A 24,755-nucleotide genomic window follows, 5' to 3' on the forward strand; every position below is an offset into this window, starting at 1 on the left:
AATTTTACTTTTGCTTGAATTTAATTAATAAAAAAATGAACATACCAACTAACTTAAAGTACACGAAGGACCACGAATGGGTAAGTATAGAAGGCGATATCGCTACAATAGGAATCACTGATTTCGCTCAGAAGGAATTAGGGGATATCGTTTATGTAGAAGTGGAAACCCTGGACCAGACATTAAAGCAAGACGACGTTTTTGGAACGGTTGAAGCGGTAAAGACGGTATCGGATTTATTCCTGCCGCTTTCGGGTGAAATCATCGAGTTCAACGAGCAGCTGGAAGTAACTCCTGAGGTTGTAAACGAAGATCCATATGGAAAGGCCTGGATGATTAAAGTGAAAATTTCCGATGCTTCTGAAATTGAAAACTTACTTTCAAGCGATGACTATAAAAACCTTATTGGCGCCTAATAAAAATGCGATTTGGATTGCGGTATGCTGGACTTTTTTAATTCTTTATTTGAGTTTTAAAAACCCTTCTTCAGAAGAGGAAATGTTTTTCTTTCCCAATGCAGACAAGCTGGTCCATTTTACGTTTTATTTTGTGCTGGTCATTTCCTGGTTCCGATACCTTGCTTTTAAAAGGAAAAATGACCGGAAGATGAAAATCATATTGGTTTCTGCAGCGGTTTTTTTAGGGATCTGTGTCGAAATAGGACAGAGTTGCCTTACCGAAACCCGGCAGGGAGATGCCCTGGATGCTTTGGCCAATTCAGTTGGTGCTATCGTTGGCATCTTGATTTGTTCGAGTTTTTTGGAACCTGAAAAGTAATTACATACTTGTATAGATAAAAGCGGCATTTGCCGCTTTTATTGTTTATGGCTTCCCTTTGTAGCGTTTTTTAGTAATTCTGGTGTGAAAAATGACAGTACAAGAAAAGAAATGGCAAGCTTTTTTATTGAAATGGGGAATTTTCGTATTATTGTCAAGCCATTAAAACGAACGTTATGAGTCATTCTACTCTTTGTCTTAACTGTAACCATCTTGCCTCGGATAAGTTTTGTTCCCACTGCGGGCAAAAAACCGATACGCACCGCATTACCTTAAAGCATTTCCTTTTCCATGATATATTGCATGGCATATGGCATTTTGAAAAAGGAATCTTGTTTACGGTCAAGGAAGCTTTGGTACGTCCCGGAAAAGCAGCCCTGGATTATATAGCAGGCAAACGCATCCGCTATTACAATGTGTTTTACCTGGTGCTTATCCTGATTGGGCTTACTCTTTTTATGTCCCATTATCATGACAGCCTTTCGGAGGTTTATATCGCATCGGAAACAAAAGCGGAAAACAACGCGACAGGGAACAAGATTGCCTCTTTCATGAGCAGTTATGCCAAAGTTATCCTCTTCTCTTTTATTCCCTTGTTTGCCTGTAACAGCCTCATGCTTTTCAGGAGGAAGAAACTCAATATCAGTGAGCATTTTATTGTGGCCGGAATGGTTTTTTTGGGCGTAATGCTGATTACGGTTTTTGGACAGGCCCTGAGTTTCCTTGATTTCACCTATCTTGATGTCGTGTCTGTATTTTTGGACTTTATGACGCCTGTTGCTATTTTGGCGTATACGGTGTATAGTTATTTTTCAGCGTTTAGAAGTGACTATCCGGTTTGGTCTTTTGGCTGGCGGATGGTATTGTTTATAGTACTTATAGGCATCGAATTGATAATTTTTTTCGTTCTTCTGGTAGGTTTTGTAACCCATTGGAAATACGGATCGATCAGTTATCACGGGTAATAGCCGTGACGATATTACATAAAAAAAACCTAATGCCATTTCGGGAATTAGGTTTTTCTTTTTATACTTTGGATTTATATCTTCTTTCGCATCCGGGCTACGGGAATATCCAGGAGCTCACGGTATTTGGCTACGGTCCTGCGGGCAATTGGGTATCCTTTTTCCTTTAGAAGATCGGCGAGCTGGTCGTCTGGATACGGTTTGTTTTTGTCTTCTTCGGCAATGAGGCGCTCGAGTATGTTCTTGATTTCTATGGTGGATACTTCTTCTCCCTGGTCATTTGTCATGGCTTCGGAGAAAAAATCCTTAATCAGTTTCGTGCCGTACGGCGTATCGACATATTTACTGTTGGCCACACGGGAAATAGTCGAAATATCCAATCCGATCATATCAGCGATATCTTTTAGGATCATCGGCTTAAGCTTGCTTTCGTCCCCGTCCAGGAAGTATTCCTGCTGAAAATGCATAATGGCATTCATTGTTACAAAAAGTGTTTCCTGACGTTGTTTTATCGCATCGATGAACCATTTGGCGGAATCCAGTTTCTGCTTGATAAATTGCACAGCGTCTTTCTGCGCAGCCGATTTGTCTTTAGAGGCCTTATAGGACATCATCATGTCCTGGTAATCTTTGGATACATGCAATTCCGGTGCGTTACGGCCGTTCAAAGTTAGTTCCAGCTCATCATCCACAATGCGGATGGCAAAATCAGGCACAACATGTTCTGTTATTTTACTGCTTCCGGTATAAGCGCCGCCCGGTTTTGGATTGAGTTTTTCGATTTCTTCGATGGCTTTCCGAAGCTGTTCTTTGGAAACTAAAAATTTGGCCAGTAATTTCTCGTAATGTTTTTTGGTGAAAGATTCAAACTGCTCTTCAATAATGGCTATGGCCAATGCAACCGATTCTGTTGGTGTTTTGTGTTTCAGCTGAAGCAAAAGGCATTCCTGCAAATCGCGTGCGCCTACACCTGAAGGTTCCATTTCCTGAACAATGCAAAGTACTTTTTCTACGGTTTTCTCATCGGTATAGATGCCTTGGGTAAACGCCATATCGTCTACAATATCCTGAACGCTGCGGCGGATATAGCCCATGTCATCAATGCTGCCTACCAAAAATTCGGCAATATCGCGTTGTTCGTCCGTAAGGATGAAAGTATTGAGCTGGTTGACCAGGTCCTGATGGAAGCTGACCGGAGCCGCCAACGGAGATTCCCGGTCTTCATCATCATCACTGTAATTGCTGGACTGCGTTTTGTAATCCGGAGTTTCGTCGTTGCTTAAGTATTCGTCAATATTAATATCCCCGGAATCAATGCTGTCGTTATCTTCGTATTCGTCATACTGGTCGTTATTGTCAAACTCGTCTTTTTCGTAGATTTCTTCTTCATTACCACCTTCCAAAGCGGGATTTTCGTTCATTTCTTCCAATAGCCGCTGTTCAAAAGCCTGCGTAGGCATTTGGATTAACTTCATCAACTGTATTTGTTGCGGAGATAATTTCTGGGATAATTTAAGATTTAGGAACTGCTTTAACATCTCTGTTTAATCGGTTATTTGTTTATTGAGCGAATCGAAAGCTGTGTCTATTAGAATTCGGCGTTCATCGGTGTTCTTGGGAAAGGAATCACGTCGCGGATATTGGTCATACCCGTTACGAACAATACCAGCCTTTCAAACCCAAGCCCGAAACCTGAGTGGACTGCGCTACCAAAACGGCGGGTATCCAGGTACCACCATAATTCTTCCTCATCAATGCCTAAGGCTTTCATTTTTTCAACCAGTACATCATAACGCTCTTCCCTTTGGGAACCACCCACGATTTCTCCAATTCCAGGGAAAAGGATATCCATGGCGCGGACTGTTTTTCCATCTTCATTCAATCGCATGTAAAACGCCTTGATATTGGCCGGGTAATCAAATAAGATCACCGGGCATTTGAAATGTTTCTCCACTAAATAACGTTCGTGCTCAGACTGCAAGTCAGCGCCCCATTCGTTAATGATATATTGGAATTTCTTCTTTTTGTTTGGAGTCGAATCCCTTAAGATGTCGATAGCTTCGGTATACGAAACACGTTTGAAATTGTTTTCCAGGACGAAATTCAGTTTTTCAAGCAAACTCATTTCACTGCGTTCTGCCTGCGGTTTCGATTTTTCTTCTTCCAACAGCCTTCCTTCCAGGAATTTTAGGTCGTCCTGGCATTTGTCCATCGTGTATTTGATCACGTATTGGATAAAATCCTCAGCCAAATCCATATTGTCATCCAGGTTGTTGAAAGCCACTTCCGGCTCGATCATCCAAAACTCTGCCAGGTGGCGTGATGTATTGGAGTTTTCAGCTCGGAATGTTGGCCCGAAAGTATAGATCTGGCCTAATGCCATAGCAAATGTCTCGCCTTCCAATTGCCCGGAAACGGTTAAGTTTGTATGTTTTCCGAAGAAATCTTTCGAATAGTCAATAGTGCCTTCTTCGTTTTTCGGCAAATTATCCAATGGCAATGAAGTAACCTGGAACATTTCTCCTGCACCTTCTGCATCGGCACCCGTAATTACAGGCGTATTCACATACACAAAACCTCTCTCCTGGAAATAGTTGTGCACTGCAAAAGACAATACCGAGCGCACTCTCATAATGGCACCGAATGCATTTGTCCTTACTCGTAAATGCGCATTGGCACGTAAAAATTCAAGGGAGTGCTTTTTGGGCTGCATCGGGAATTTTTCCGCATCGGAATCACCAAGGATTTCCAATTTCTTCACCTGGATTTCGAATTTCTGCCCGGCGCCTTTGCTTTCCACCAATTCGCCTGTTACCGAAACGGCAGCTCCGGTGGTAATTCTTTTCAACGTTTCTTCCGGCGTGTTTTCAAAATCGACCACGCACTGGATATTATGGATTGTCGAACCATCGTTCAACGCTATGAATTGATTGTTTCTAAAAGTCCTGACCCAGCCTTTTGCATTTACTTCATGAAGTGTTTTGGTACTGTTTAGTAAGTCTTTAACCTTTGTATGTTTCATCTTGATAGGTAATTATTATAATTGCAAATATAATTGATTTGTATAATTTTTTGAAGCTATTTCCTGCTATTCGCTTTAATCTTTTTTGTTTTTAAAGGAAAAGCAAAAAAGGATTTCCGCTGCTATCAGGGCTATTTCTTAATGGTTCATCCCATTTTGTATTTCAGGATTAAAAATAACAATAATTTGAAAGACAGTAATCCCAGCAGGCATCAATACTTGAGACATAAATGTACTTATGCTGCTAAAAGTGCCATAAGCGTCACTTTCATATAAATCCGGATTGCTTTTTTTTATCCTTAAATCCATAATAAACCTGTTCAGTTGTGCCATGTACTTCATTATTATTATAGACAGGCTGAATATAAATAACAAGAAAAAGGCCTTATTGGGCAACATTCCTTCTACTGTGAAAATGCAATGGAAAAGAACCAAAAAAAGTAAACAGGAGCCAACTACGGCCAGCTGCTTTTTGTTTTTTGCAAATCCGATTTTTAAAGAAGCATAAATAGTATAGTTCAAATACAGAAAGAAAAGGATATAGGCTATTGTTAAAATCATGGATTTGTTTTTTTTCGTTCCACTTGATCGACTTCTTCGTCAGACGGTTCAAGGATGTCAATGATAGGTTCCACATATTCCTGTTTGCCCACCAGCGTTTTGTTCAGCGAAAGCACCAAAGAAGGCAGCAGTACTAAATTGGACAGCATCCCGAAGAATAAAGTCAGTGCCACCAGTCCGCCTAAAGCCACTGTTCCCCCAAAACTGGAGAGCATGAACACCGAAAACCCGAAAAACAATACGATCGAAGTATAGAACATGCTAATCCCGGCATCATCAAAAGTGGCAAATACCGATTTTTTGATCTTCCATTCATTGCGGCTCAATTCCAGGCGGTATTGGGCCAAAAACCGTAAAGTATCATCTACGGACATCCCGAAAGCGATCCCGAAAACCAAAATCGTAGAAGGTTTCAGCGGAATGCCTAAAAAGCCCATCAAGCCGGCCGTTAACAGCAGTGGCAATAAATTAGGGATAATCGAAACCAAAACCATTTTGAAAGAACGGAACATAATGGCCACCAAACCTCCGGTCAGGGCAAAGGCAAACAATAAGGAAGACAGTAAGTTATCCAGTAAATATTTGGTACCCTTTTGGAACACGGATGCTTTTCCGGTAATAATCACATTGTATCGTGACGCTGGGAACACTTTATTCGCCTTAGCACGCAACTGGGCTTCTATGGCATCCATTTTTTCGCCGTTCTCATCTTTGATAAAGGTCGTAATCCGGGCAAATTGGCCTGTAGAATCCACATAGCTTTTCAAAAGGTTTTCTTTCGAATTTTGCGAGGCGTTCTTGGCATAGGACAAGATAAAAGCCTGTTCCTGTGCAGTCGGCAATTCGTAATATTCAGGATTTCCGTTGTAATAGGCCTGTTTCGAATATTTTACCAGATTGACTATAGAAAGGGGTTTCGATAATTCCGGGATTTCCAGGATTGTTTCTTCGAGTTCTTCCATCCGCTTCAGCGTTACCAGTTTCATGACCCCTTTTTTGTGTTTGGTATCAATCATGATCTCAAGCGGCATAACGCCGTCAAATTCTTTTTCGAAGAAACGGATATCGTCAAAAAAAGTTGTTTTTTTCGGCATGTCTTCAATGATACTACCGGAAATCTTAATTTCATAAATCCCGATAATCCCGATAACAAGCAGTATGACCGAGCTGATATATACTCCAATACGGTTGTATTTTACAGTGCGTACGATCCAATTCATGAACGACGTCAGGTATTCGCGCTCCAAATGCCCCAAATGCCTTGGGATCGGAGGCGGAATATAACTGAAGAAAATAGGGATTATCAATAAAGACAATACATACAATGCGATAATATTGATGGAAGTGACCACGCCGAATTCTGTCAGCAGGACATTATTGGTCGCGATAAAGGTGGCAAAACCAACGGCTGTGGTAATGTTGGTCATTAAGGTTGCCGTCCCGGTTTTAGTGATGACCCTCTGCAATGCTTTGGCTTTGTTGGCATGCACCTGGTATTCCTGGTGGTATTTGTTGATGAAGAAAATGCAGTTCGGTATACCGATCACAATCACCAATGCCGGAACAAGAGCGGTCAATACCGTAATTTCGTAGCCTAATAACCCCAGTAATCCGAAAGACCACATCACACCTATAATCACGATGACAAGCGAAATCATAGTAGCCCTGAACGATCTGAAGAAAAAGAAAAAGATCAAGCCCGTAATTAGCAATGCCGCACCAATAAACAAACCGATTTCATCGATAATTGTTTTGGCGTTCAGCGTCCTGATATAAGGCATCCCGGAAGTATGGAGGTCTATGCCGGTTTTGTTTTCAAAGGTTTCAATGGCCGGGATCAGTTTTTTCAGGATGAATTCTTTCCTGGCTTTGGTATTGATGATTTTTTTGTCCAGGTACACCGCAGAGCGGATAGCGCCCGATTTTTTATTGAAAAGCAACCCTTGGTAAAAAGGCAGTTTGTTGATCAATTCGGATTTTACCTGGTTTAGATATTCCTGGCTTTTGGTTTTTTTAGGATTGACCAAAGGTGTCAATTCAAAGGTTTCCAGGGAATCGTTCTTGGTCAGTTTTTTCAGGTTCGTGATCGAAATGACCAAATCGACTTCTTTGTTTGACTGGATGCTGGTCATCAGCTCGTCCCAGGCTTTATAGGCTCCGGGTGTAAATAATTTAGGATCTTTGGTGGCGATAACCACAAGGTTTCCTTCTTCTCCAAAATTTTTCAGGAAAGAATTATAATCCAGGTTTATCTTGTCATCGGCAGGAATCAGGTTGGCTTCGGTTTGGGTAAACTTGATGTTTTTCCATTGGAGCGCCAGCAGAATCGTAATGGAAACAACTCCGGCTAAAATAATTATTCTATTTCTCAGGATTACTCGGGCGATAAATTCCCAAAACCCTATGCTTAGCATCTTTTTCATATAACTAGAAATGGGACGCAAAGGTAAGTAAAACCTATAATATTAAGTTGTTTAAACCAAAACTTTTAGCAGTAAAACTTAAGTGGGTTTAAATTTATGTGATTAATTTCCGGAATGTTTTTATTTGAATAGTTATTTCGTCATCTTTGTAAGTGAATTGGTCTATTTTCTTATGAAAAAAATAAAAAACGCATTGTTTTATTTTACCGTTACCGGAGGTTTTACGGCTTTAATGTATTGGATTGTCGGACAAGGGAAAAACCTGGAAATAGGCAGGAAAATAGTCAGCCCTTCGACAAAGCACACACAGTGGAACCAGTTCCTGGAATCCCTTTTTCATAACCTGGAACATCCTCTGGCCATTTTGCTGGCCCAGATCATCACCATCATTATCGTGGCCCGTTTTTTCGGATGGATTTTTAAAAAAATAGGACAACCTTCTGTAATCGGCGAAATCATTGCCGGTATTTTCCTTGGCCCTTCCCTGGTGGGGATGTATTTCCCCGAATTTTCATCGGCACTATTCCCGGTGGAATCATTAGGGAACCTGCAATTCTTAAGCCAGATCGGATTGATCCTCTTTATGTTCATCATCGGCATGGAACTGGACCTGAAGGTGCTCAAAAACAAAGCCAATGAAGCCGTTGTAATAAGCCATGCCAGTATTGTTTTCCCGTTTACTTTAGGGATCATCCTGGCGTATTACGTATACCATAAATTCGCGCCGGAAGGAGTTGAATTCCTGTCTTTCAGTTTGTTTATGGGGATTGCGATGAGTATCACCGCTTTTCCGGTCCTGGCAAGGATAGTGCAGGAAAGGGGCATCCATAAAACAAGATTGGGTACTATTGTCATTACTTGTGCCGCTGCAGATGATATTACTGCGTGGTGCTTGCTGGCGGCGGTTATCGCTATCGTAAAAGCAGGTTCGTTTGTGAGTTCCCTTTACATTATCGGTTTGGCAGCTTTGTATGTTGCAGCGATGTTGTATTTGGTAAAACCGTTCCTCAAACGCATCGGGGATTTGTATTCCAACAATGACAACCTGAGCAAACCGGTTGCGGCTATTTTCTTCCTGATGCTGATCATGTCGTCCTATGCAACTGAAATCATTGGTATCCATGCGCTTTTTGGTGCTTTTATGGCGGGTGCGATTATGCCGGACATTACAAAATTCAGGAATGTTTTTATCGAAAAAGTAGAAGACGTATCGGTTATCTTATTGCTTCCGCTCTTTTTCGTATTTACAGGACTACGTACCGAAATTGGCCTGATCAACGATCCTTACCTCTGGAAGATAACAGGATGTATCATTCTTGTGGCCGTAGTCGGAAAGTTTGTCGGGAGTGCGCTGGCTGCAAAATTTGTAGGCCAAAGCTGGAAAGACAGCTTGACCATCGGTGCTTTAATGAACACACGCGGGCTGATGGAGCTGGTAGTGCTGAATATCGGGTATGACTTAGGCGTCCTGACCTCGGAGGTTTTCACTATGATGGTTATTATGGCGCTGATTACTACTTTTATGACTGGCCCGGCCATCGACCTGATCAATCATGTCTTTCATTCCAAGGCGACGTTTTTGCCGGAAGATATCGAATCGGCCCCGAAATACAAGATCCTTATTTCGTTCGGGAATTATGAGAAAGGGAAATCCCTGCTTCGCCTGGCCAATAGTTTAGTCAAGAAACAAAAGGACGTTTCGAGCATCACCGCCATGCATTTGTCGGTTAGTGATGAAATGCACGCCTATAATCTCGAAGAATATGAGAAAGAGACTTTTATCCCGATCATTGAAGAATCCGAAATACTGAACCAGGAAATTAAAACGATTTTCAAGGCTACGGTTGATATAGAAAACGATATTGCAGAAGTAGCCAATCAGGGAGAATATGATTTGCTATTGGTTGGTTTGGGGAAATCCATATTTGAAGGGACGCTGCTGGGCAAGGTTTTAGGGTTCACCACCAGGATCATCAATCCGGACAGGCTTCTGGATAAGATAACCGGTAAGGAAGGCCTGTTCGTCAATTCTATTTTTGATGAAAGGACCCGCCAGATCATTGCTAAAAACAAAACACCGCTTGGTATCCTGGTAGATAACGACCTGCACAATACCGATAAGGTTTTTGTTCCTTTTTTTACGGCCGAAGATGCTTTCCTGGTTGATTATATTCAAAAATTCGTGTTCAACAATAATTCGAAAATCAATATCATCGATGTAAACCATCACTTTGAAGGCAACTTCCTGATCAAAAACGCGATCCATGCCCTGCAGAAGGAGTATCCGGACAACATCACGCTGGTTCATGAAAATACGGTTCAAAAATCGTTCCTGATCAAACAGGACCTGATGGTTGTCAGTTTGGACAGCTGGAAAAAACTGGTCGATTCGCAAAGTGTCTGGCTGAGCAACCTGCCTTCGGTACTAATCATTAAGCCGTAACCTGGATTTTTTAGTTGTTAAAACCTAAATCTATCTTGACACTGAGTTTTAGCGCGATGTTGTCTTCAAAATGAGGCATATGGTTCGGTCCGTACCGGTAAAAAGCGACAAATCCTAGCCCTTTGTAGATTTGGTTCAGCTCAAATCCGGATTCCATATAGCCTTTTTCAAGGGTTTTAAATGCGATGCTCTTGTGTTGGGAAGCATTGTCCAACGCTCCAATCCCATATTTGGTCGCTAGCGAAAATACCGGTTTTATTTTCTGGCTGATGATCCATTTCGGGAATTGATGCTCTAATTCGAGAAAAGCATATTTGTTCGAGAAAAACTCGTTGAAGTACATGGTTTCGAAACTGTCTTTCCCCGCAAAAGTAATCCGCTGCAGGATTTTATCCTTGGTCAGGTTGTTGGGCGAATGGTTGTAAACGTGTGTAATCGGGATATCGCCAAAGGCATAACCGCCTTCAAAAAGGAACGATAATTTATGGTTGGAATTGAATTTCTTCTGATAATCGAAACGAACATCCACCTTTCCAAAATCAAAGCTGTTTTTCCAGAGCGCCGGTAGGGTTTTTGAAAATTGGAACGTAAATTTCGGGAATTTTTTATCAATTTCGATTTTCCCGTTCGGAGTCTGCATGTACTGGCTGAAAGGGTTCCATTGCAATGAAGCCGTCACGATAGTAGCCCTGAAATCGGTATACAATTGGCCTTGATGCTCAAACTGGTAATTGAATTTCGGGATGATATTACTTTGGGTGATCTGCCAGATGCTTTCGGTTTTGGGAATGATTTTGGTTTCCACAAAACCCCGCCAGGTAACATGGTTGTAAAAAGTGCTGATGTTGAAAGGCCTTGGGTCATAAATCTTAAAAGACCGTTTGTCAATCTCAAAGTTGGCATTTGCAATTTCGGCCACATCATCGCGGTAGGAAACGCCAAGCCATGTTTCCGTATGGTTGTTAAGCCGCAGCGCGTTGGAGATATAGCCTTTAAAAATACCGTCTTTTGTCCCATAGGCGTAATACCCTTCCATCTTGAAAATTTTGGAAAGTTTGTCATTCGTAATCCCGCCAAGGCCCAGCCTGAAACCTTCATAATTGTTGTACCGCAGCAGGTACCGCAGGTCTACATCAAAAAAACCGATAGGGTAGTAGCCTTTTATAACCTTTCGGCCAATGCGGATTTTGTTTTCTATCTTTCTTTTTTCCACCAGGCTGTCCAGGGAAACATACGTCGGGTTGCTTCTTACGTCTGTAGAATCGTTAAAATATGTGTACCAAAGATTCTCTTTCTTGGCAATGGCCGTTTCGTTTATTTCTATGGCAATGTCCGGGTGTTTTAGTTTGAAATACGAATTGAACCTTGGCTCGTAATATTTCGAATCCGATTGTATTTCGATAAAATCGGAGGCGAATTTTTTACCCTCGGGGTTCAGTTTTGGGTTTGTGCCTTCAAAAGTGATGGTTTCGCCAAAAATTTTAATTGGTGTGGTGCTGTTCCCTTTTTTAATCAGTAAACTGGCCTGGGAAGGGAACCAGTTTTTCAGGATAGGATCGAATTTGAAATCATGGTTGGATTTGATCCGCAATAAGCCGTTGACTTTCAATTCAGCCTTTGCGATGCTCAGTTTTTCGGAATCGAGATATAAAATACCTTCCAATTTACCGGTTTTGGTTTTCTTTTTTGGCGCAAATGTGATTTTGTGCACCAGGCGGTTTTCCAGCCAAACCGTTCCCGCATACGTATAGTTGTACTGCCGGTACCCCTTTTGCGAAATAGGGCTGGGATATTCTTTTTCAACTAATGAATACGTGTCGTCATATAAGGAAAAAGGCTGTAACTGCAGTGAGAAATATTCAAAGATCGGTTCCTTGAATCCTGCCATCCGGGTAGCGAGAATGGTTTCTTTGAGGATTTGTCCGGAATGCCGGAATTTTGAGATTTTTTCCGTTACGTACAAATGCTGTTTGGAAATGATTTTTTTGAAAACGCAATCGGACGAATCGATTCTTGAAAATATTTTCCTGCTCCTTTTGGTCACAAAGACAGAATCGATGTTTCCTTCGATCAGGTCCGGATCTGCGGTTATGATAAGTTTGTTATAGGCGGTAAATTCAAAAGCCGGAGGATTGTTTACGGTTTTGTTGTAAATCGTCCTTCTGATGATGCTGTCTGTGGAAATGGTTTGCACCTGCGCTATGGCATGGGTTGCTATGAGCGAAAAAATGAATAAGGGCAGAAAGAATAGTTTTTTTAAAACCATTGGTTAGCAATCTGTTTGGAAAAGAATACTACAAATATAGACGTATTCAACAAAAAATCCGCCAAGTTTTGCGAACAAGGCGGATTTTAATATTTTTTTATGATAATGGTGCTACACTTTCATAATTTCAGCTTCTTTTACAGCCAAGTGGTCTTCAATTTTTTTGATGTAACTATCCGTTAATTTCTGTACGCTCTCTTCAGCTGTTTTGCAGATGTCTTCCGAAGTCCCTTCTTTTTCCAGCTTTTTAATTTCGGTATTGGCATCTTTACGGGAATTCCTGATTCCGATTTTAGCATCTTCCGCTTCCGATTTAGCTTGTTTTACCAGGTCTTTCCTGCGTTCTTCCGTCAATGGCGGAACACTGATGATGATTAAATCGCCATTGTTCATTGGGTTAAACCCGATATTGGCAATCATAATCGCTTTTTCTATAGGCTGCAACATGCTTTTTTCGTACGGCTGGATGGTAATGGTCCTCGCGTCCGGAACGTTTACGTTAGCTACTTGCGATATAGGGGTTTGCGAGCCGTAATAATCTACAAAAACACCACCAATCATTTGAGGCGATGCTTTTCCGGCACGGATATTTAAAAATTCTTTTTCTAAATGGGCAATAGAACCGTCCATAGATTCTTTTGTGCTGTCCAATATAAAATTAATTTCTTCAGTCATTGTTTACATTGTTAGAGTTTAGATGTCCAGGCTTTACGAGGCTATCGCCAAAGGCCCGAAGTTCTAAAATTATATATTAACTACTGTTCCTACGTTTTCTCCTTTGCAAATCTTAAGCAGGTTTCCTTCCTTGTTCATGTCGAAAACAATGATAGGCAATTTGTTTTCCTGGCTTAAGGTAAAAGCGGTGGTGTCCATGACGTTTAAGCCTTTTCTTAAAACATCTTCAAACGAAATATAATCAAATTTTACCGCATCCTTGTTTTTTTCCGGATCGGCATTGTAGATACCGTCAACGCGGGTGCCTTTTAGGATTACGTCGGCATTCACTTCAACTCCTCTCAAAACAGCTGCTGTGTCGGTTGTAAAATAAGGATTTCCGGTTCCGGCTCCAAAAATTACAATCCTGTTTTTTTCCAAATGCCTTACGGCTCTTCGTTTAATGTAAGGTTCTGCAATGGCTTCGATTTTCAAGGCGGTCTGCAGCCTGGTTAACATTCCTTTTTCTTCCAAAGCTCCTTGCAATGCCATACCGTTGATTACAGTTGCCAGCATTCCCATATAATCGCCCTGTACTCGGTCCATCCCGTTACTGGCACCGGCAACACCTCTGAAAATGTTCCCGCCTCCGATAACAATGGCGATCTCAACACCTAATTCGTGAATTTGTTTTATTTCCTCTGCATATTCGCCTAACCTTTTTGGGTCGATACCATATTGACGGTCACCCATTAGCGCTTCACCACTTAATTTTAAAAGAATTCTTTTGTACTTCATTAGGAGTTTTGTTGTTTTTTTGCACTGCAAATATAGAGATATTCTCCGATTATTGAAAAGAGCAATTTTAATTTTCTAAAATTTCAATTTCGTAAAATCCCATCTCAGCGTATTGAAAACAACCAGTTCGTTTTCCAAAGAAGGCAATCCTATAATAAGCTTCAGTGTTTCATGGCCCATCATGGTTCCGATAATCCCGGGGAGTGTTCCCAGCACACCGTTCAGGCTACAGTTAGGGACATCTTCCGGATTGGGCGGCTCGGGAAATAGAGCACGCAGGTTTTTGGAACCATTATGGTTGAAAACAGCCATTTGACCTTCAAATGTAAGGATGCTCCCATACACAAGGGTTTTTTGCAAGGCGAGGCAGGTATCGTTTACTAAATAACGGGTGGCAAAATTATCGGAACCATCAATAATGATATCGAAATCCTGCAGGATGTGGTTTGCATTTTCAGGAGTTAGTTTTTCTTCAAAAGCAAGGCAGTTGATCAGCGGGTTCAGAAGCGATATAACAGACCGGGCAATCGTTGCTTTGGCCTGGCCGATATGTTGTTCCGTGTACAGGATTTGCCTGTGAAGGTTGTGCAGTTCAATAACGTCAAAATCAACAATGCCGATGGTCCCCACTCCTGCGGTGGCCAGGTATTGCAAAATAGGGCAGCCCAATCCGCCGGCGCCAATGACCAGGACTTTGGCATTTTTGAGTTTTTCCTGCCCGGTTTCAGTTATTTCAGGCAGCATCATCTGGCGGCTGTATCGTAAAAAATCTGGTATGGTAATCATTTATGTAAAGCTAAAAATGGCATCCCAATCTTTCCAGACCGGCTGGTAACCGGCCCCTGAAATAATGGCCGATATTTCTGAAGGGGAACGTTCATCACTGGTTTCAAATTGTTCTAAAGAATCCGTATCGACTGTATAGCCGCCCGGGTTTGTTTTGGAACCGGCACTCATCGAGGTCACGCCAATTGGGATAATATGGTTTCTGAATTTTTCGTTTTCCCTTGTCGATATGGAAATCTCCAGGTCTTCGTTCCAAAGGCGGTAGGCACAAATCAATTGCAGCAAATCAGTATCGTCCATGATGAAATTAGGTTCGATAATACCTTCCGCAGGACGCAAACGCGGAAATGAAACGGAGTATTTGCTCTGCCAATAGGTTTTTTGCAGGTAATCCAGGTGCAAGGCATTGAAAAAACTATCGGTGCGCCAATCTTCCAGACCAAGCAAGATACCCAATCCTATTTTATGGATTCCTGCCGCCCCAACCCTGTCAGGGGTTTGTAGCCGGAAATCAAAATTGGATTTTTTTCCTTTGGGGTGGTATTTTTTGTATACTTCCCGATGATAGGTTTCCTGATAGACCAAAACCGAATACACTCCGGCTTTGTGTAATTGCGCATATTCTTCTTCGGAAAGCGGCTGGACTTCGACAGAAATGTTTGCGAAATATTTTTTAATCTGATCAATGGCTTTTAGGAAATAATCGATGTTAACTGTATAATTGGCCTCGCCCGTTACTAATAAAACATGTCCGAAACCCAGGGATTTCAATGCTTCCGATTCCTGCGTGATTTCAATTTCGGAAAGTGTTTTCCGCCGGATTTTATTATCGAGGCTAAAACCACAGTACGTGCAAATGTTCTGGCATTCGTTGCTAAGGTACAGGGGAGCATACATTTGGATGGTTTTCCCGAAACGTTTTTTGGTCAGATGATGGCTCATTTGTGCCATTTGTTCCAGATAGGATTGTGCTGCCGGCGAAATCAGTGCCAAGAAATCATCAAGGTTGCGCTTGTTTTTGGATAATGCCTTTTCTACCTCAAGGGCAGTGGTTCGGTATATTTTGGCCTGGATATCGTCCCAATCATAGGTGTCAAAAACGGATGTGAAGCTGCTCATGTAATTCTTTTAGGAAAGTTACTCGTATAAAAAAGCGGTCAAAGGACTGGAAGCTACTGCCGTATGGGTTGCGGTTGCCAATTGCGCTTCAAAGGCCTTCCTTCCGGCGATGACTGCTTCCCTGAAAGCTTCGGCCATCGTTTTAGGATTTCCGGCGGCGGCGATGGCAGTATTGACCAAAACCGCGTCAGCTCCGAGTTCCATTGCTTTGGCAGCATCTGATGGCGCACCAATCCCTGCATCGACAATAACAGGGACTTTGCTCTGTTCGATAATTATTTCCAGGAAATCGATGGTTTTTAATCCTTTATTGCTCCCGATAGGAGAACCCAAAGGCATGACGGCTGCTGTTCCGGCATTTTCAAGATGCTTGCATAAAACCGGATCTGCATGGATGTAAGGTAGAATGACAAAACCCAATTTCGCCAGTTCTTCTGTGGCTTTCAAGGTTTCTATGGCATCGGGCATCAGGTATTTGGGGTCCGGATGGATTTCGAGCTTGAGCCAATTGGTTTCCAAAGCTTCCCTAGCCAATTGTGCTGCAAAAATGGCTTCTTTCGCATTCCTGGCCCCGGAAGTATTGGGCAGTAAATGAATGTGCGGATGTTGCAGGTGGGACAAAATAGCATCGGTTTCGGTTTCGAAATCCACACGTTTTAGGGCCACTGTGACTAATTCACTTCCAGAAGCCAAAATAGCAGCTTCCATTTGCACATCGGAGCCAAATTTGCCGGTTCCTAAAAATAAGCGGGAATGGAAAACCGTATCGGCAATTTTAAATGTTGACATATAATTTTTCGTTGAGTTGTGTAATCAGTTTATGTTGGTGATGATGCTTGGTGATCAGCCCTGAAACGGCAACTCCGTAGACGCCGCAATCCATAAGGCCTTTTATGTCTTCCAATACGATGCCGCCAATGGCATATACCGGTAGTGTAATATGGTGTTGCTGCATTTTCTGCAGGATATCCTGATAACCTTCCAATCCTAAGACAGGGCTTAATTTATCCTTGGTTTCGGTAAACCGGAATGGGCCCAGCCCGATGTAATCACAGGCTTCCCTGGAACGCCTTACGACATTTTCAAAAGTATTGGCCGTACCGCCGATGATTTTGGTATCTCCCAAAAGATAACGGGCTTCTTCTATACTCATATCGCTTAGCCCCAAATGCACTCCGTCGGCGACTAATTGTTGGGCCAGGTAAACATTGTCATTGATGATAAATGTTGCCAGGTATTCTTCGCAAAGCATTTTTACGGCTTCTGCCAAAGTGAATAGTTCAGATGCGCTACTGTCTTTGAACCGCAACTGGATCCAGTCGCAGCCATTGTCCAGCGCCTGATGGATGTTGTATAGTTGTTCCTCTACAGTATTTCCCTGCGAGATGTATTGTAATTTAGTATACATGATGGTAGCCTATTAAAGATAAATTAGAGTTTAGGTACTTTTCTACATATGTTTTGGCCTTTTTGCAAGAAGTTTCAAAAGAATGGCCAAGTGCAATATTAGCAGTAATGGCAGCAGACAGTACGCAACCCGAACCGTGCTTTCCAAAGACGCCTGTACAGCCCGGAAGCAATTGCGTTTTTTCAGTGCGGGAGTATAGATAATCAGTGCCGGGTTCTGTTGTATTGTGGCCGCCTTTGAGCAAGACATCACAATATCCGGAAAGCCTGGTTGCGATTTGTTCTGCGGAATTCTCTAACGGGCTCAACTGCAAAATTTCCTCGTAATTGGGCGTAATCAAATGGACTTGATTCAGTATTTCGATTAAATCCAGCTGGTTTTCCACAGCAAGAAAAGAGAATTCAGTACTTGATTTTAAAACCGTATCCCAAATGATTTTTGTTCCTGGAGAAAATGATTGTATGGCCCAAAGGATATTTTTCAGATAATCCAAAGAAGGGACGATACCTATTTTGACAGCTTCAATAGTATAATTCAGGAACAGTGTTTCGATGGAACGCAGGACAAAATCCAAAGCCGTCCATTGCATTTCATAAAACACATTTTCCGTCTGGAGTGTATTGCCGGTGTTAATGGCCAAACCTTGTACACGGTGCTGTTCAAATGTTTTTACATCTGCAAGGATACCTGCGCCTCCCGAAGGATCAAAGCCGGCTATAGTAAGTACGAAAGGGCGGTTTGCTGGCATAATCTGAATTGGTTTACCGGATTGTCGTTTTCCCAGATTGTACCCAAAAGGGCCACATCGTCAAAACCGAAAGAAAGGGCCTGCTCCATGTTTTCCGGCTGGATGCCGCCCAATGCTATCAGTTTTGTTTTTTGGTTCATCCTTTTTTGTATGGCTATTGGAAAATCCAATTTGGAAACATAACCTTTTTTGGAAATACTCGAAAAAACAGGACTCAAAAAAGCATATTCAAAGGAATCGTCCAACGCATTGAAATCTTCCATAGAATGCGTAGAGGTTGACCATATGCTTTTCTTATAATGGAAAAAGCCTGAGCGTTTTTTTATCCTGTCCGTTTCTGAAAAATGCAGGCGGCAAATCTTGAACGCGTCGGCTAGATGATGATGGCTATGCAAAACCAAACGGTCCCTGAACTGCGGCTTGATTTGCGAGAGGAACAGTTTCATTTGGCTTTCAGTATATTCGGGTTTGCGGATGTGCAGCAATGACAGCCCTTCCGAAAAAAGCGAATGGATAATGGCAATTTCATTGGCTACAGGTGCCGGATGCGTGATAATGATCATCAGTAGTGTTTTAAGAATAGATTTCTTTTCCCGATTCGATAAATTCTTCTGACTTTATTTTCATCCCTTTCTCCGCTTCCGCCACATCACGGATTTCCTGCGAGATTTTCATCGAACAGAATTTAGGGCCGCACATCGAACAGAAATGCGCCACCTTTGCCCCGTCGGCCGGTAAGGTTTCATCATGGAATTCCCTCGCCGTGTCAGGATCAAGGGCCAGATTAAACTGATCTTCCCAACGGAATTCAAAACGGGCTTTGCTTAAGGCATTGTCCCGGTATTGGGCTCCCGGATGGCCTTTGGCCAAATCTGCGGCATGAGCGGCAATTTTATAGGTGATCACCCCGTCTTTTACATCTTTTTTGTTCGGCAGGCCCAAATGCTCTTTAGGTGTCACATAACATAACATCGCACAGCCGTACCATCCTATCATTGCAGCTCCGATGGCTGAAGTGATATGGTCGTAACCTGGAGCAATATCGGTTGTCAAAGGCCCTAAAGTATAAAAAGGCGCTTCATCACAATGTTCCAGTTGTTTTTCCATGTTTTCCTTGATCATATGCATCGGTACATGGCCGGGTCCTTCGATAAATACCTGGACATCATGCTTCCAGGCAATTTTGGTCAGTTCGCCTAGAGTTTCCAATTCGGCAAATTGGGCGGCATCGTTGGCATCGGCAATAGAACCCGGGCGCAAACCGTCACCCAGCGAAAAAGCAACATCATATTGTTTCATGATCTCGCAGATTTCTTCAAAATGAGTATATAAAAAGTTTTCCTTATGATGGAAGAGGCACCATTTGGCCATTATCGAACCGCCTCGGGAAACAATTCCTGTCACACGCTGGGCAGTCAAATGGATGTAACGCAGTAAAACCCCGGCGTGGATCGTAAAATAGGAAACTCCCTGTTCTGCCTGCTCAATTAAAGTATCCCGGAAAATTTCCCAGGTCAGGTCTTCGGCAATGCCTTTTACTTTTTCCAGCGCCTGGTAAATAGGCACAGTCCCGATTGGTACAGGAGAGTTCCGGATGATCCACTCACGGGTTTCGTGTATGTTCTTGCCGGTAGACAAATCCATAATCGTGTCGGCTCCCCAGCGGCAGGCCCAAACGGCTTTTTCCACTTCTTCTTCAATTGAGGAAGTCACGGCACTGTTCCCGATATTGGCATTGATTTTGACCAAAAAATTACGGCCTACAATCATGGGTTCGCTTTCCGGATGGTTAATGTTATTAGGGATGATGGCGCGGCCCATGGCGACTTCATTGCGTACAAATTCAGGAGTGATTTTGCTTTTGGGCGTATTGGCACCGAAACTGTTTCCCTGGTGCTGGCACTGCATAGCCTGGGTAACAGTGTTAAGCTGCTCGATACGCTGGTTTTCACGAATGGCAATGTATTCCATTTCAGGAGTGATGATGCCTTTTTTGGCATAATGCAATTGGGTTACATTGGCTCCTTTTTTAGCTCGCTTCGGTTGGTGGAGGTATTCAAAACGAAGGTGGTCCAGTTTCGGGTCGTACAACCTTTTTTTGCCATATTCCGAAGTGATTTCGGCAAGTTCTTCTACGTCATTCCGCTCAGTAATCCATTGTTCGCGTATTCTTGGCAGCCCTTTCCTAACATCAATTTCTACATCGGTATCCGTATAAGGACCGGATGTGTCATATACCGTTACCGGCGGGTTGTTTTCCGTTCTGCCATTTGATAATTTGGTGTCGCTCAAGGTAATTTCGCGCATGGCTACTTTTATCGGATGGATGTCGCCGTCCACATAAATCTTTTTGGAATTGGGGAACGGTTTGCGGGATATTTTTTCTTCGTGGTTCATAATCGGTTTCTAGGTTTTCTTTCTTCTTGTCTCTTGTCTCTTGGTTCTTTGTTCTTTTCATCCGCCCTGCGTGGCAGAAATGATCAGGATGTCATCCGTTTCATAGAGGGAATGCGTCTCCCAGTCGGATTTTGGGATAATCCTTTGGTTAACGGCTACGGCAATACCGTTTTGCCTGTTGGGGGTTTCCAAATCGAGTAAAGCCTGAACAGTAAGGCTGTCAGGGGCAAATGATTTGATCCGGTTGTTGATGTTGAGTTCCATTCCTTTTAAATTAGTATATACATACTTTAGGAATGGCTGCAAGAGGTACGTATGGCGTACAATGAAGTCATCTCACTTTTCCCTACGCTAGTATGAACTAGATCAGGTTCAGAGGGTAAAATCTCAGCCTGCTTATCGCAGACACCCCTAAAGTGAGACAAATGTAAGAATTATTTTAAACCGGTACGGTATTTTTTTTAATGTTCTTCATGCAAATATTTCTCAATCAGGTAATGACCGAGATAAATCAGCGGTGTCAGGGCAACAGCCAGTATCAGCTTGAAGGTATAGCCGGTTATTGACATGTTCAGGTATTGGCTGGTGGTTATTTTGCCTGTAGCCCAAAAAGCAATCCCCGAAACAATAAAGCTGTCTATTAGCTGTGAAATGATAGTAGAGCCGGTACTTCTGAGCCAGATCATTTTCTTTCCGGTCTTATTCCTTAAAAACCAAAAGATGCTTACATCTATAATCTGGGAAACCAAAAAAGCAATGATACTCGCGACCATAATAAACAAGCCCTGCCCGAAAACAGCATGGAATTGCTCATCATTAACAGTATTCCCGGTTACAAAAGCAGGTATTTTGGTCCCGATAAAAAGGATCAGGATGCAATAAGCGATCAGTCCCGCTGTAATAAACGACAGTTTTTTTACACCTTCACGGCCAAAATGCTCATTGATGATATCAGTAGTCAGGAAAACCACCGGCCATGGCAAAATACCGATACTCATAATAAAAGGGCCTATCTGGATGAGTTTCCCGCCTGTAAGTTCCGCTACAATGGCATTGGCAATAAAAATTCCCGCCAGGATAATATAAACCGTATCTTTTTTGGTCTTAAACATAGTGCTGTAATTTCAAAAAAATAATTTCAAATGTAAGTTATTTGAGCCAAAATAAAAGAAGCAGGCACAATAAATCATAGCTGCAAGTTACATAAGCAAACCTGAGCCTGGAATCCCGTTAACATTTTTTGGTTATATTTGAGTATCAAAAACAAACCTTTTTGAAGGTAAAACAAATCAATATGAAAAAAATAATAACCCTTTTTATTATGAGTTCAGCCTTTATAACCGGCAATGCGCAAACAGGATCTCAAAATCCGTTGCTGCAAAAATGGTCGGGCCCCTATGGTGGTGTGCCGGCGTTCAATGCGTATAAAGTTTCAGATGTCAAGGAAGCTGTTGAGGTTTCCATTGCAGAAAAACTAAAGGAAACAGATGCCATTGCCAACAATCCCAAAGCCCCCACATTTGCCAATACTATTGCGGCGCTGGAACTTACAGGTAAGGATTTTGCCAGGGTTTATGCCGTATACGGTATTTTCAGTTCCAATATGAACAGCCCTGAATTCGGGCCGGTAGAAACCGAGATGAGCCCTAAAATTTCAGAACTCAATGACAAGATTTTCCAAAACAAGAAACTTTTTGCCAGGATAGAAAAAGTATACCAATCCCCGGAAATGAAAAAGCTCAACAGTGAACAGCAGCGATTGGTGTGGTGGTATTATACCAATTTCGTCCGGGAAGGTGCCAAGCTCAATGAAGACAGCAAAACCAAAGTAGGGAAGATCAACCAGGACCTGGCGGGGCTTTTCACTAAATTCAGCCAGAACCTTTTGGCCGAAGAACACAACCAATACGTAGCCTTAACTACCGAAAAAGACTTCGATGGCCTGCCTGCCGAGCTTAAAAATGCCGCGATGGCTGAAGCCAAAGAAAGAAAACTCGATGCCCTGGGCTGCATTGCCAATACCCGTTCCTCCATCGAGCCGTTCCTGACGTTTTCCAACCGCAGGGACCTTAGGGAAAAAGCCTGGACAATCTTTGTAAAGCGAGGCGATAACGGCAATGCCAATGACAACAATGCCACACTTGTAGAAATACTGAAACTCCGTACCGAAAAAGCAAAATTACTGGGATTCCCTTCTTTTGCCCACTGGAGCCTTTCGAACACCATGGCCAAAAGCCCCGAAAAAACACTCGAACTAATGGAATCCGTTTGGAAACCTGCAGTGGAAAAAGTGCATCAGGACGTAGCTGAAATGCAAAAAATAGTAGATGCCGAAGGAGGCAATTTTAAAATATCCCCTTGGGATTATCGTTATTACGCCGAAAAAGTCCGCAAGGCCAAATACGATTTAGACCAGAATGAAGTCAAACAATACCTGCAATTAGAGAAACTGCGCGAAGGAATGTTCTGGGTAGCCGGAGAATTATTCAATCTAAGCTTCAAGCAAGTAACCGATGTGCCTGTCTATCATCCTGATGTAAGAGTTTGGGTCGTGTCTAATAAAGTAACAGGAAAAGCAGTAGGGCTTTGGTATTTCGATCCGTACGCGCGTGCCGGCAAACGTTCCGGAGCCTGGATGAACTCCTACCGTGACCAGCAAAAACTAGATGGTAATGTCATCACGATTGTTTCCAACAACTGTAATTTCATCAAAGGAAACCAAAACGAACCGGTACTTATCTCGTGGGAAGATGCCAGTACATTGTTTCACGAATTCGGGCACGCCCTACACGGTTTGTGCTCCAATGTAACCTACCCGAGTTTGTCCGGGACATCCGTAGCCAGGGATTATGTCGAATTTCCATCACAAATCCTGGAACGCTGGCTGTCAACGCCCGAAGTCCTGAATAAATTCGCCCTGCATTACCAAACCGGCAAACCGCTGCCACAATCTTTAGTGCAGCGCATCGAGCAGGCCGCTAATTTCAGCGAAGGCTTCTCTACCGTAGAAACCATTTCAAGTTCCCTGGTAGACATGAGGCTACATTTAACTACCGATGTAGTAGAACCGCATGCCTTCGAAAAAGAAACCCTGGCCAAACTGAACATGCCTTCCGAAATTGTCATGCGCCACCGCATCCCGCAATTCGGGCATTTGTTCTCCAGTGACGGTTACGCCGCAGGATATTACAGTTATTTATGGGCCGATGTAATCTGTGCCGATGCCTATGAAGCCTTCACAGAAGCAAAAGGGCCATACGATAAGGCCGTAGCCAAAAGACTTTATGATTATGTATTCAGCGTAGGGAACACCATCGACCAGGAAAAAGCCTATAAGAAATTCAGGGGCAGGAACGCCACATCCGATGCCCTGATGCGCTCCAGGAACTTCCCGATTGTAAAGAAGAAGTAAGAAGCAAGAGTCAAGAGCAAAGAACATAAAAGAAGTAAAGACTACAACCGTAAAAAGTTGTAGTTTTTTGTTTTTAAAGAAGGAGAGAGACATGCACACTCCAATATTCGAAACAAAGATTCCTCCTTCGTCGGAATGACAAACGTTGCGTAATCTTGTCATCCCGACGAAGGAGGGATCTCCCCAATCTCCCCAAGCCCTCCATTCCGCCCTTAAAAAGAAAAACATAAAAAACAACGCAGAAGCAAAGCGGCACCGTTCCGCATAGTCGAGGAGGAACGACGAGCGGCGCTTCGAGGTAGTTTTTGCGCTTTTGTTTTTGCAGGCTTGATCTTTGGTACTTTAGCTCACCGCAAATTTATTTTCATCGGTGTTCACTGAACCTCATACTTTGGTTTGTATCAAGACAAAGTACAAGAAGAAAAACTAACAAAGATGTTTCCTTCGTCAACATGACAAGATTACGGATAGCTTTACTTTATGCACAATATTTCACTAGAACGTTTGTCATCCCGACGAAGGAGGGATCTCCCCAATCTTACCACGCCATCCATGGCCCCCTCACAGCATAATCCGTAGAAAACAACAAATCATGAAGCGGCAGCGTTCCGCGTAGCCGAGGAAGCATGACGAGCGGCTCGGAACGCGGAGCGGCGCTTCGAGGTAGTTTTTACGCTTTTGTTTTTGCAGGCTTGATCTTTGGTACTTTAGCTCACCGCAAATTTATTTTCATCGGTGTTCACTGAACCTCATACTTTGGTTTGTATCAAGACAAAGTACAAGAAGAAAAACTAACAAAGATGTTTCCTTCGTCAACATGACAAGATTGCGGATAGCTTTACTTATGCACGATATTTCACCTTAACGTTTGTCATCCCGACGAAGGAGGGATCTCCCCAATCTTACCACGCCATCCATCGCGCCCTCACAGCATAATCCGTAGAAAACAACAAATCATGAAACGGCAGCGTTCCGC

The 24,755-nt window shown here is 42.7% G+C and carries 21 protein-coding genes and 1 riboswitch; of the genes, 5 read left to right on the forward strand and 16 right to left on the reverse strand.

Annotated features, from left to right (window positions below; translation table 11 throughout):
- Nucleotides 1-35 precede the first annotated feature (35 nt).
- From gcvH to E4635_RS11615, 3 genes are all read left to right on the forward strand, one after another.
- Nucleotides 36-416, forward strand: coding sequence for a glycine cleavage system protein GcvH (gcvH, locus tag E4635_RS11605; RefSeq protein ID WP_135526867.1), 381 nt, complete (start codon nucleotides 36-38; stop codon nucleotides 414-416).
- Complete coding sequence (locus tag E4635_RS11610) at nucleotides 388-777, forward strand: VanZ family protein (RefSeq protein WP_135526868.1); 390 nt, start codon at nucleotides 388-390, stop codon at nucleotides 775-777. The genes gcvH and E4635_RS11610 overlap by 29 nt, the downstream gene beginning before the upstream one ends.
- A 176-nt stretch (nucleotides 778-953) precedes the next feature.
- A complete protein-coding gene (locus E4635_RS11615; RefSeq protein ID WP_135526869.1) occupies nucleotides 954-1,742 on the forward strand; it encodes a DUF3667 domain-containing protein in 789 nt (262 codons plus the stop codon).
- 74 nt (nucleotides 1,743-1,816) lie between these two features.
- On the opposite strand, the gene rpoN is transcribed toward E4635_RS11615, so the two are convergent.
- The 4 genes from rpoN to E4635_RS11635 form a co-directional block, all read right to left on the reverse strand.
- Nucleotides 1,817-3,280 (reverse strand): RNA polymerase factor sigma-54, encoded by a 1,464-nt coding sequence (rpoN, locus tag E4635_RS11620; protein ID WP_135526870.1) that lies wholly within the window; start codon nucleotides 3,278-3,280, stop codon nucleotides 1,817-1,819.
- 50 nt (nucleotides 3,281-3,330) lie between these two features.
- On the reverse strand, nucleotides 3,331-4,764 hold the full coding sequence (gene asnS, locus E4635_RS11625) for an asparagine--tRNA ligase (RefSeq protein ID WP_135526871.1): 1,434 nt from the start codon (nucleotides 4,762-4,764) through the stop codon (nucleotides 3,331-3,333).
- 138 nt (nucleotides 4,765-4,902) lie between these two features.
- Nucleotides 4,903-5,325, reverse strand: coding sequence for a hypothetical protein (locus E4635_RS11630; protein WP_135526872.1), 423 nt, complete (start codon nucleotides 5,323-5,325; stop codon nucleotides 4,903-4,905).
- Nucleotides 5,322-7,748 (reverse strand): efflux RND transporter permease subunit, encoded by a 2,427-nt coding sequence (locus E4635_RS11635; RefSeq protein ID WP_135526873.1) that lies wholly within the window; start codon nucleotides 7,746-7,748, stop codon nucleotides 5,322-5,324. Before E4635_RS11635 ends, E4635_RS11630 begins: the two co-directional genes overlap by 4 nt.
- Before the next feature lie 172 nt (nucleotides 7,749-7,920).
- On the opposite strand from E4635_RS11635, the gene E4635_RS11640 reads away from it, so the two are divergent.
- Nucleotides 7,921-10,191, forward strand: a complete 2,271-nt coding sequence (locus tag E4635_RS11640; RefSeq protein ID WP_135526874.1) for a cation:proton antiporter — start codon at nucleotides 7,921-7,923, stop codon at nucleotides 10,189-10,191.
- 10 nt (nucleotides 10,192-10,201) lie between these two features.
- On the opposite strand, the gene E4635_RS11645 is transcribed toward E4635_RS11640, so the two are convergent.
- From E4635_RS11645 to E4635_RS11700, 12 genes are all read right to left on the reverse strand, one after another.
- The gene (locus E4635_RS11645) at nucleotides 10,202-12,457 is read right to left on the reverse strand and encodes a DUF5686 family protein (RefSeq protein ID WP_135526875.1); all 2,256 of its coding nucleotides are present in this window, start codon (nucleotides 12,455-12,457) and stop codon (nucleotides 10,202-10,204) included.
- A gap of 111 nt (nucleotides 12,458-12,568) precedes the next feature.
- Nucleotides 12,569-13,132, reverse strand: coding sequence for a ribosome recycling factor (gene frr / locus E4635_RS11650; RefSeq protein WP_135526876.1), 564 nt, complete (start codon nucleotides 13,130-13,132; stop codon nucleotides 12,569-12,571).
- Nucleotides 13,133-13,201: 69 nt separating this feature from the next.
- Nucleotides 13,202-13,909 carry a UMP kinase gene (gene pyrH, locus E4635_RS11655; RefSeq protein ID WP_135526877.1) on the reverse strand — a complete coding sequence of 236 codons (708 nt, stop codon included), beginning with the start codon at nucleotides 13,907-13,909 and terminating at the stop codon, nucleotides 13,202-13,204.
- 75 nt (nucleotides 13,910-13,984) lie between these two features.
- Nucleotides 13,985-14,695 carry a HesA/MoeB/ThiF family protein gene (locus E4635_RS11660; protein WP_135526878.1) on the reverse strand — a complete coding sequence of 237 codons (711 nt, stop codon included), beginning with the start codon at nucleotides 14,693-14,695 and terminating at the stop codon, nucleotides 13,985-13,987.
- Nucleotides 14,696-15,814 carry a 2-iminoacetate synthase ThiH gene (thiH, locus tag E4635_RS11665; RefSeq protein WP_135526879.1) on the reverse strand — a complete coding sequence of 373 codons (1,119 nt, stop codon included), beginning with the start codon at nucleotides 15,812-15,814 and terminating at the stop codon, nucleotides 14,696-14,698. It lies immediately after the preceding gene.
- Between the two features lie 18 nt (nucleotides 15,815-15,832).
- Complete coding sequence (locus tag E4635_RS11670; protein WP_135526880.1) at nucleotides 15,833-16,603, reverse strand: thiazole synthase; 771 nt, start codon at nucleotides 16,601-16,603, stop codon at nucleotides 15,833-15,835.
- A complete protein-coding gene (locus tag E4635_RS11675; protein WP_135526881.1) occupies nucleotides 16,590-17,222 on the reverse strand; it encodes a thiamine phosphate synthase in 633 nt (210 codons plus the stop codon). The genes E4635_RS11670 and E4635_RS11675 overlap by 14 nt, the downstream gene beginning before the upstream one ends.
- Nucleotides 17,212-17,970, reverse strand: coding sequence for a hydroxymethylpyrimidine/phosphomethylpyrimidine kinase (locus E4635_RS11680; RefSeq protein ID WP_135526882.1), 759 nt, complete (start codon nucleotides 17,968-17,970; stop codon nucleotides 17,212-17,214). Before E4635_RS11680 ends, E4635_RS11675 begins: the two co-directional genes overlap by 11 nt.
- Nucleotides 17,937-18,533: a thiamine phosphate synthase gene (locus E4635_RS11685; protein ID WP_135526883.1), complete on the reverse strand. Its 597-nt coding sequence runs from the start codon at nucleotides 18,531-18,533 to the stop codon at nucleotides 17,937-17,939. Before E4635_RS11685 ends, E4635_RS11680 begins: the two co-directional genes overlap by 34 nt.
- 10 nt (nucleotides 18,534-18,543) lie before the next feature.
- A complete protein-coding gene (gene thiC / locus E4635_RS11690; RefSeq protein ID WP_135526884.1) occupies nucleotides 18,544-20,367 on the reverse strand; it encodes a phosphomethylpyrimidine synthase ThiC in 1,824 nt (607 codons plus the stop codon).
- A 57-nt stretch (nucleotides 20,368-20,424) separates the two neighbouring features.
- Nucleotides 20,425-20,631: a sulfur carrier protein ThiS gene (thiS, locus tag E4635_RS11695; RefSeq protein WP_135526885.1), complete on the reverse strand. Its 207-nt coding sequence runs from the start codon at nucleotides 20,629-20,631 to the stop codon at nucleotides 20,425-20,427.
- 62 nt (nucleotides 20,632-20,693) lie between these two features.
- Nucleotides 20,694-20,790, reverse strand: a riboswitch (TPP riboswitch).
- 38 nt (nucleotides 20,791-20,828) lie between these two features.
- The gene (locus E4635_RS11700) at nucleotides 20,829-21,479 is read right to left on the reverse strand and encodes a queuosine precursor transporter (protein WP_135526886.1); all 651 of its coding nucleotides are present in this window, start codon (nucleotides 21,477-21,479) and stop codon (nucleotides 20,829-20,831) included.
- A gap of 182 nt (nucleotides 21,480-21,661) precedes the next feature.
- On the opposite strand from E4635_RS11700, the gene E4635_RS11705 reads away from it, so the two are divergent.
- A complete protein-coding gene (locus tag E4635_RS11705; protein WP_135526887.1) occupies nucleotides 21,662-23,779 on the forward strand; it encodes a M3 family metallopeptidase in 2,118 nt (705 codons plus the stop codon).
- The last annotated feature ends 976 nt before the right edge of the window (nucleotides 23,780-24,755 follow it).

Source organism: Flavobacterium humi (assembly GCF_004745595.1).
Classification (GTDB): Bacteria; Bacteroidota; Bacteroidia; order Flavobacteriales; family Flavobacteriaceae; genus Flavobacterium; species Flavobacterium humi.